This window comes from Streptomyces synnematoformans, assembly GCF_039531005.1.
GTDB classification, from domain to species: domain Bacteria; phylum Actinomycetota; class Actinomycetes; order Streptomycetales; family Streptomycetaceae; genus Streptomyces; species Streptomyces synnematoformans.
The window spans coordinates 1-7,975 of the sequence record NZ_BAAAPF010000313.1; the positions used below are offsets into that span (position 1 = coordinate 1).

The 7,975-nt window shown below is 75.8% G+C and carries 6 protein-coding genes and 1 pseudogene; 5 read left to right on the forward strand and 2 right to left on the reverse strand.

Annotated elements, in window-relative coordinates; genetic code table 11:
* Positions 1-81 precede the first annotated feature (81 nt).
* Complete coding sequence (locus ABD317_RS30245) at positions 82-1,386, forward strand: hypothetical protein (RefSeq protein ID WP_344293983.1); 1,305 nt, start codon at positions 82-84, stop codon at positions 1,384-1,386.
* Between the two features lie 52 nt (positions 1,387-1,438).
* Here ABD317_RS30245 and ABD317_RS30250 read toward each other — a convergent pair whose 3' ends face one another.
* On the reverse strand, positions 1,439-2,332 hold the full coding sequence (locus ABD317_RS30250; RefSeq protein ID WP_344293975.1) for a MaoC/PaaZ C-terminal domain-containing protein: 894 nt from the start codon (positions 2,330-2,332) through the stop codon (positions 1,439-1,441).
* Between the two features lie 356 nt (positions 2,333-2,688).
* Here ABD317_RS30250 and ABD317_RS30255 point away from each other — a divergent pair, with 356 nt between their 5' ends.
* Positions 2,689-3,879 carry a CapA family protein gene (locus ABD317_RS30255; protein WP_344293977.1) on the forward strand — a complete coding sequence of 397 codons (1,191 nt, stop codon included), beginning with the start codon at positions 2,689-2,691 and terminating at the stop codon, positions 3,877-3,879.
* 57 nt (positions 3,880-3,936) lie between these two features.
* On the opposite strand, the gene ABD317_RS30260 is transcribed toward ABD317_RS30255, so the two are convergent.
* Entirely contained in the window at positions 3,937-5,394 is a 1,458-nt protein-coding gene (locus ABD317_RS30260; RefSeq protein ID WP_344293979.1) for an MFS transporter, read from the reverse strand.
* A 154-nt stretch (positions 5,395-5,548) separates the two neighbouring features.
* Here ABD317_RS30260 and ABD317_RS30265 point away from each other — a divergent pair, with 154 nt between their 5' ends.
* From ABD317_RS30265 to ABD317_RS30275, 3 genes and pseudogenes are all read left to right on the forward strand, one after another.
* Positions 5,549-6,271 carry a class I SAM-dependent methyltransferase gene (locus ABD317_RS30265; RefSeq protein WP_425582473.1) on the forward strand — a complete coding sequence of 241 codons (723 nt, stop codon included), beginning with the start codon at positions 5,549-5,551 and terminating at the stop codon, positions 6,269-6,271.
* Positions 6,272-6,301: 30 nt separating this feature from the next.
* Positions 6,302-7,201 (forward strand): N-acetylmuramoyl-L-alanine amidase, encoded by a 900-nt coding sequence (locus tag ABD317_RS30270; RefSeq protein ID WP_344293981.1) that lies wholly within the window; start codon positions 6,302-6,304, stop codon positions 7,199-7,201.
* Positions 7,202-7,375: 174 nt separating this feature from the next.
* Positions 7,376-7,975: pseudogene (locus ABD317_RS30275) on the forward strand (hypothetical protein); the annotation flags it as partial.

Sequence of the window (7,975 nt, forward strand, 5' to 3'; positions counted from 1 at the left end):
ACGGGAGCCGCGGGAGCCGCGGGGGCCGCGGCTGCGGCGGCGGCCGCGGCGGCGGCTTCGGGCACGCCCGCGCCCGCGACGGTGGCGGTCTCGCCACCGGCACCCGGCACCACGACTCCCGACTCCCCCGCCGCCACACCGCATCCCGACTCCCCCGCCGCCACGCCACCTCCCCGCTCCCCCGGGACCGGCCGCCGCGCCGGCCCCGGGCGCCCCGTCGGCCGGGCCGGCTTCACGCTCACCGCCGACGGCGCGTACGGCGCCTGCCTCGCCACGGACGCCGACGGCCACTGGTACCCCGAACGCTGGACCCTCCACGGCCCCGAGCCCTACACCGTCCCGCTGCCCTGCGCCCAGCCCGAGGAGCCCGGGACCACGGTGCTGCCGCTCGCCGACGGCCGCGTGCTGATCCGCCGGCTCGTCGCCGGCACCGAGCACACCTTCTCCCTCCTGCACCCCTCCGGCCCCGACACCACCGAGCAGGCCCTCGGTTCGGTGCCCGCGCCGCGGCTCGCCCTGGTGCCGCCCGCACCGGAGAGCGCCGAGGTCTACGCGCTGGCGCCCCTGGACCCGGACGGGGAGACCACCGCCGTGTGGCGGGTGTACGGGGGCGGGTTCGCGGGCGGCGGCGCGGAACGGCCGGAGCGGGTCGGCGAGGTGCCGGGGCGGTGCGTGGGGCGCGGCTGGCTGGACCGTACGGGCCGGGCGCTCGCCGTCGACCAGGAGCTGGCCGGGCGGACGAAGACCGTCACGGTCGGGCTGCACGGCGGGGTGGAGGTCAGCCCGCTGCTGCAGCTCACCGCAGAGAGCAACGACCGCCTGCTGCTCGCCGACCCCGACAGCGGGCTGCTGCTGCTGCGTTCCGACGCCCCCGGGCGCGACCGGCTGGGGTGGGGGGTGCTGGGCAGCGGGCGGCCGGTGCGGTTTCCCGAGGCCCTGTGCCCGCGGGACACGGCGGTGACGCCGTTCGCGGTGCAGCCGGGGCAGGTGCTGACGCCGGAGCAGTGCGGGGTGGCGCTGCGGCTCGACGGTCCCGGCGGCTGCCGGCTGGGGGTGTGGCGGCCCGCGGCGCGGCGGCTCGTCCCACTGCCGCCGCTGCCGGGGTGGATCACCGGCAGCGGGCTGTGGACGGAGTCCGGCGAGCTGCGGCTGCCGTACGCCACGCCGGCGCAGCCCTGCGGGCTGGCCCGGCTCGCGGTCCCCGACCCGGCGGCGGACCCCGCCGGAGAGCCGGCGGCCGGGTTACGGGACGGGGCGCCCCCGGCGCCGGCGGACTCCGCCCCGGACGGAGCCGCGGGTACCGCCGAAGCCACCGGTACCGCCGGCACCGCCCCGGAGCGGGGCGCCGCAACGCGCCCCGTACCGCTGCGGCACGCCCCGCTCTGAGCCGTGGCCGCGCGGCGCGGCGGCCGCGCCCCCGCGTACGTGCCGACCGCGCTCAGCCGTACTCGACCACCGTGTCCGCCAGCACCGGCGCCTCACCCCGCTCGACCGCCCCCGCGGTCAGCCGGATCCGCCCGGCCCCCGCCGCCCCGGACTCCCCCGCCTCCCCCGGCTCCGGCCACATCCGGATCCGCAGCGTCTCGCCCGGGTACACCACCCCCGCGAACCGCGTCGCGTACGACCGCACCCGGCCGACGTCCCCGTCCAGCACCGTGTCCACCACCGCCTTCAGCGCCATCCCGTACGAGCACAGCCCGTGCAGGATCGGCCGCTCGAACCCGGCCAGCGCGGCGAACTCCGGGTCGGCGTGCAGCGGGTTCCAGTCGCCGGACAGCCGGTAGAGCAGGGCCTGGTCGGCGCGGATGCCGCGGTCGACGACGTACGCCGGCTCCCGCCCGGGCGCGGGCAGCCGCGGCGACGGGCCGCGCTCGCCGCCGAAGCCACCCTCGCCGCGCACGTAGAGCTGGGTGTCGGAGGTCCACAGCGGGCCGTCGCGGTCGGCCGCCTCGGAGCGCAGCACCAGCACGGCGGCCTTGCCCTTGTCGTACACCGCGGCGATGCGCGACGTGCGGGTCGCCTCGCCGGCGGGCGGCAGCGTGCGGTGCAGCGCGATGCGCTGGGCGCCGTGGAGTACGGCGGTGAGGTCGACGTCCACGCCGGGGGCGTCGAGCCCCGCGCCCTCGCCGGCCACGCCGCGGTCGCCGGCGACGGTGACGAAGCTGGGCAGCACGTGCAGCCGGCTCTCCAGGACGTAGCGCAGCTCGCCGGGGTCGGTGGCGGGGCGGCCGGCGCCGATGCCCAGGTGGTAGAGGAGGACGTCCTTGCGGGTCCAGGCGAGCGTGGTCACGCGGGGCTCGGCCGCGAGGGCCCGGGCGGCGTCGATGGGCATGGCGGTGCTGGCTCCTTCGCCGTGCGGGTGACCGGGGCCCGCGGCACCCGGGTCCTTCGAGAGCGCGAGAAGACCCCGGCGTGCCGTCCGCACCAGTCGGCACGCCGGGGTCGCTCTCGGGAACGGCGACGTGACGCTTGTGACAAGAACACGTTCTAGCCGTCGGTTACATGTATAACGCAGTCCTCCGCGGTTGGGAAGACCGGCAAGCCCGCCCCGCTGACACTCCGTCAGCATTCAGCCACCTGCGGTCATGGCTCCCCGCGGGCGCATATGCGCGATCCCGGGCCGCCGTTCAGGGGACAGCCCCGGCCGGGCTTCTTGTATGGCCTGCCCCGCTCCTGTGCATTCAAGACATGCGCGTATATAAAACGACTAGTACAACCACCGGGGCCCTGGCGCTCGCCGCCGCCCTGCTCGCCGCCGTCACCGCCTGCGCCCACGGGCCGGCCGACACCACCCCCGACGAGGGCAAGGCCCCCGGCAAGGAGGCGCGGTCGCCCTTCACCCTGGTCGCCACCGGCGACATCCTCCCGCACGACTCGGTCATCGAGCAGGCCGGCCGGGACGCCGGCGGCGACGGCCACGACTTCGCTCCCATGCTGGCCGGCGTCAAGCCCGTCATCTCCGCCGCCGACCTGGCGATCTGCCACGTGGAGACCAGTTTCGGGCCGGCCGGCGGCCCCTACACCGGCTACCCGTCCTTCGCCTCGCCGCCGCAGATCGCCGCCGCCGTCGAGGCCACCGGCTACGACTCCTGCTCCACCGCCTCCAACCACACGCTCGACTCCGGCTTCCCCGGCGTCCGCCGCACGCTCGACGCCCTCGACGCCGCCGGCGTCGCGCACACCGGCTCCGCCCGCACCCCCGCCGAGGCGCAGCGGCCGGCGCTGCTGGAGGCGGGCGGCGCGATCGTGGCGCAACTGGCGTACACGTACGGCACGAACGGCATCTCCGCCCCGCCGGACAAGCCGTGGGCGGTGAACATCACCGACCCCGAGCGGATCGTCTCCGACGCGCGGCGCGCCCGCCGGGCCGGCGCCGACGTGGTCGTCGTCAGCCTGCACTGGGGCACCGAGTGGCAGGACGCGCCGGACGCCGCGCAGCGGCGGCTCGCCCGCGAGCTGACCGCCTCCCGGTCGGCCGGGGCGCCGGACGTGGACCTGATCCTCGGCACGCACGCGCACGTGCCGCAGGCGTACGAGAAGGTGAACGGCACCTGGGTCGTCTACGGCATGGGCGACCAGATCGCCGGCCGCATGATCAACCACGCGGGCGAGCGCGACCCGCGCGGCAACCAGGGCACCATCGGCCGCTTCACCTTCTCGCCGCCGGATCCGGGCAGCGCCCGCTGGCGGGTGACGAAGGCGGAGTTCCTGCCGCAGCTGATGGACCACGAGAGCGCGGGGCCGCCGCGGGTCGTCGACCTGAACGCCGAACTGGCCGACGGCGACGCCCCGGAGCACTACGAGCGCGTACGCGACCGCATCGGCGACGTCGTCCTCAGCCGCGGCGCGGAGGCGGACGGGCTGACGACGCCCCGCTGACCCGCGCCGGGCCGCCACCCGGCTCAGGCGCTCGCCGGCTCAGCCCTCCTCGGCGGCTCAGGCCTTCGCCGGCTCCGGCGCGGCGTCGGGCGGGCGGGGCAGGGCTATGAGCATCAGGGCGGCGCAGCCCAGCAGGATCCCGACCCCGGTCTGGAACGCCAGCGAGTACCCCGAGGCCAGCACCTCCGGATCGGAGCCGGCGCCGATGCGGGTGGCGGCGACCGTGGACAGCACCGCGAGGCCCAGCGAACCGCCCATCGTCCGCGACGTGTTCATCACCCCGGACACCACGCCCGCGTCGTCCGCGGGTGCGCCCGAGGTCGCCAGGTGGGCCAGCGGCGTGATCATGAAGCCCACCCCGGCCATCATCAGGATTCCGGGGCCGACGATGTCGGTGACGTACTCCCCGCCGGCGCCGGCCGTGCTCTGCCACAGATAGCCGGCCGCCGCCATCAGCACGCCGGTGACCGCCAGCGCCTTCGCGCCCGTACGGGCGAGCAGCCGCGGCGCCAGTTTCGAGGCCGCGACGATCGTCAGCGAGTGCGGCACGAAGCCGAGACCGGCCTCGATGGGCGTGTAGCCGAGGACGTTCTGCATGTAGAGGGAGAGGAAGTACCAGGACGAGAACATCGCCGCGCCGGTGACGAACATCGCCGTGTTGGCCGCCGACACCGCGCGCAGCCGGAACAGCCCCAGCGGCACCAGCGGCGCCTGCGTCCGCCCCTCCACCACCAGGAACACGGCGACCAGCGCGAGCCCGCCGGCCAGCGGCAGCAGCGCCGCGGCCGACGTCCAGCCGTGGCTCTCCGTCTGCACGATGCCGTACGACACGGCGCCGATCCCGGCGGTGACCAGGACCGCGCCCGGTATGTCGAGCCGCCGCCGCTGCCCGCCCCGGCTCTCCGTCAGCCACAGCGCCGCGCAGGTGAGGACGACGGCGCCGATCGGCACGTTGATCAGCAGCACCCAGCGCCACGACAGCGCGTCCGTCAGCACCCCGCCGATCAGCGCGCCGGCCGCCCCGCCGCCCGCGCCGACCGCCGCCCACGTCCCGATCGCGCGCACCCGCGCGGGGCCCTCGGGCACCGAGGAGGTGAGCAGCGTCAGCGTCGACGGCGCCAGCACCGCGGCGCCGACGCCCTGCGCCGCCCGCGCGGCGAGCAGCTGCCAGGGCTGCTGCGCCAGGCCGCCGGCGAGGCTGGCGGCGGTGAACAGGGCGAGGCCGACGAGGAAGACGCGCTTGCGGCCGAAGAGGTCCCCGGCCCGGCCGCCGAGCAGCATGAGCCCGGCGAAGGCCAGCGTGTACAGGTTCACCACCCACTGCAGGCCCGACGCGCTCATCCCGAGGTCGGCGCGCATCGACGGCAGCGCGACGTTGACGACGGAGACGTCGAGCACGACGAGGAACTGGCCCGCGCACGCCGTGAGCACGATGACCCACAGCGGCGCGGCGGCGCGGCTCCCGGCGGCGGTCGGCAGCCGGGTGCCGGGTGGGGACTGGGGCATGCCGTCCATCGTCGCACCGGCAGGTGACAAGGTGCACGGGGATATCGGTGTAGGGGCCATCCGACCTCGGTCGTACGCCCATGGGGCAGGATCGGTCGGGTGCCCGGACGCCGGCGGCGCCGCTCCGGCCACCACGCCCACCGACCGACGAAAGGCACCGCCGATGGAACCGGAACGCCAGCGGCAGCGGGAGAGCGGGCCCGGGCAGGCCGGGGACGCCGGGCCCGGCCCCGGCGTCCTCGCCGCCTTCGAGGCCGCGCAGGGCTTCATGCCCCGCGACGAGGGCCTGGCCCTGTACGCCGCCGCGGCCGGGGCCGCCGGCCTCGGGCTCCCCCTGCTGGAGGTCGGCACGTACTGCGGCCGGTCCACGATCCTGCTCGCCGCCGCCGCCCGTGCGGCCACCGCCGCCGCCCGTGGGGCGGCCCGCCCCGGCGTCGTCGCCGTCACCGTCGACCACCACCGCGGCAGCGAGGAGCAGCAGCCCGGCTGGGAGTACCACGACCCCGCGCTCGTCGACCCCGCGACGGGGCTGACGGACACCCTGCCGGCGTTCCGCCGGACCCTGCACGCGGCCGGTCTGGAGGACCACGTCGTCGCCGTCGTCGGCCGCTCGCCGCAGGTGGCCGCGCTGTGGAACCGGCCGCTCGGGCTGGTCTTCGTCGACGGCGGCCACACCGACGAGCACGCCGCCGCCGACTACGAGGGGTGGGCCCCGCACCTGGCGCCGGGCGGCCTGCTGGCCGTGCACGACGTCTTCCCCGACCCGGCGGACGGCGGGCAGGCACCGTACCGGATCTACCGGCGGGCGCTGGCCTCGGGCGCCTTCACGGAGACCGCCGCGACCGGGAGCCTGCGGGTCCTGCGCCGTACCGGAGCGGGAATCTGACCCTCCGACGCTTCTGCTACGGTCGCACGGGTGTCCAGCCAGAACAGGCGTCCGCTCCGCACCTCCCTCCTGCTCGCGCCCGTGGCGCCGCTGGCTGTCGCCGGGGTGCTGGTGTGGCAGTCGGCGGCCGGCGACGGCTCCGCGGAGAACGCGTCGAACGGGCGGGAACCCGGCCGGGCCTCGTCGGCGTCCTCCTCCCCGAGCCGCCCCGCCGACGCGGATCCCGCGCAGTCGAAGGATCCGGAGGTGGGCGAGAAGCCGCTGGCCGGAAAGGTGATCGTGCTGGATCCCGGGCACAACCCGAACAACCGCGACCACGTGGCCGAGATCAACCGCCAGGTCGACATCGGCACCGTGCGCAAGGCGTGCGACACCACCGGCACGGCCACCAACGCCGGCTACGCCGAGGCGGACTTCAACCTCGACGTCGCCCGCCGCGCCCGTGCGCTGCTGCGCGCGCAGGGTGCGGAGGTACGGCTGACGCACGACGGCGCCCGCCCCTACGGGCCGTGCATCGACGAGCGCGCCGAGGCCGGCAACCGTGCCGGGGCCGACGCCGCCGTCTCCATCCACGCCGACGGGAGCGGTCCCGGCGCCCGCGGGTTCCACGTGATCCTGCCGGGCCGGGTGCACGAGGGAAAGGCGGACACCACCGCCATCGTGAAGCCGTCGCGGCAGCTCGGCGAGGAGTTGAAGTCGCACTTCGCGAAGAGAACCGGAAGCAAGCCCTCCAACTATGTGGGCAACGACACAGGCTTCACGGTGCGCACCGATCTGGGCGGGCTGAACCTCTCGACTGTGCCCAAAGTCTTCATCGAATGCGGCAACATGCGGGACGCTAAGGACGCCGGCCTGCTGACGGACGCCGCATGGCGGCAGCGGGCGGCGCACGGAATCACGAACGGCATCGGGGCTTTCCTGACAGGGTAGGCCGCAGGTCGTCGACAGACCGGGAAAGGCACCGGGGGAACAAGGGGGACTCGTGGCCAGGGGGCCCGATGTGGCCGATCCGCCGACCCGTACGATGGGGCGGCATTTCGCGCTCAGCAGCGCAGGCGGCTGCACCAGCAACAGCGACAACGACCTAAACGTAAAGGACATTTCGTGAACATCCGCTCACTCACTCGGGGCGACGGCGTAGTGATCGGAGCAGCGCTGCTGCTGATTATCGCCTCGTTCCTCGACAGCATCTCGGTGGACTGCGGCGGGGGCAGTTGCGGGGGCGACATCCCCAGCAGCTGGGACGCCGACCAGTTCCCGCTGCTGCCCGCGGTCTTCCTGTCCGGCATCTTCGCCGCCGCGCTCATCGTCCTCGGCCGGATGAAGACCGGCGACCGCGAGTTCGGCGGGCTCAGGCTGGACCAGTGGGGGACCGCACTGTCGGTCGCCGCGGCCTTCAGCTCGCTCTTCGCCCTCTTCGGCGGTCCGCGCAACATCTTCAAGGACGTCGTCGGCGAGCTCGGCGGTGGCATCGACATCGGCATCGGCATCGGCCTGATCCTGGCGTTCATCGCGAACCTCGCGATGGCCGCGGGCGCGGTCCTCGGCCACACCGTCCCCGCGCTCAAGGCGAACCTGCTGTCGAGCGGCGGCGCCCCGCAGCCCGCCGGCCCGTACGGCGGCCAGCCGCAGCCCGGCTACGGCTACCCCGGCGCCGGCCAGCCCGGCCCCGGCGGCCCGCAGCCCGGCGGCCCGCAGGGCGGC

Coding starts and splice junctions, on each gene's coding strand:
- ABD317_RS30265 (WP_425582473.1), top strand. CDS start 5,549: ATGGAACCGGAACGCCAGCGGCAGCGGGAGAGCGGGCCCGGGCAGGCC.
- ABD317_RS30250 (WP_344293975.1), bottom strand. CDS start 2,332: ATGCCCATCGACGCCGCCCGGGCCCTCGCGGCCGAGCCCCGCGTGACC.
- ABD317_RS30255 (WP_344293977.1), top strand. CDS start 2,689: ATGCGCGTATATAAAACGACTAGTACAACCACCGGGGCCCTGGCGCTC.
- ABD317_RS30260 (WP_344293979.1), bottom strand. CDS start 5,394: ATGGACGGCATGCCCCAGTCCCCACCCGGCACCCGGCTGCCGACCGCC.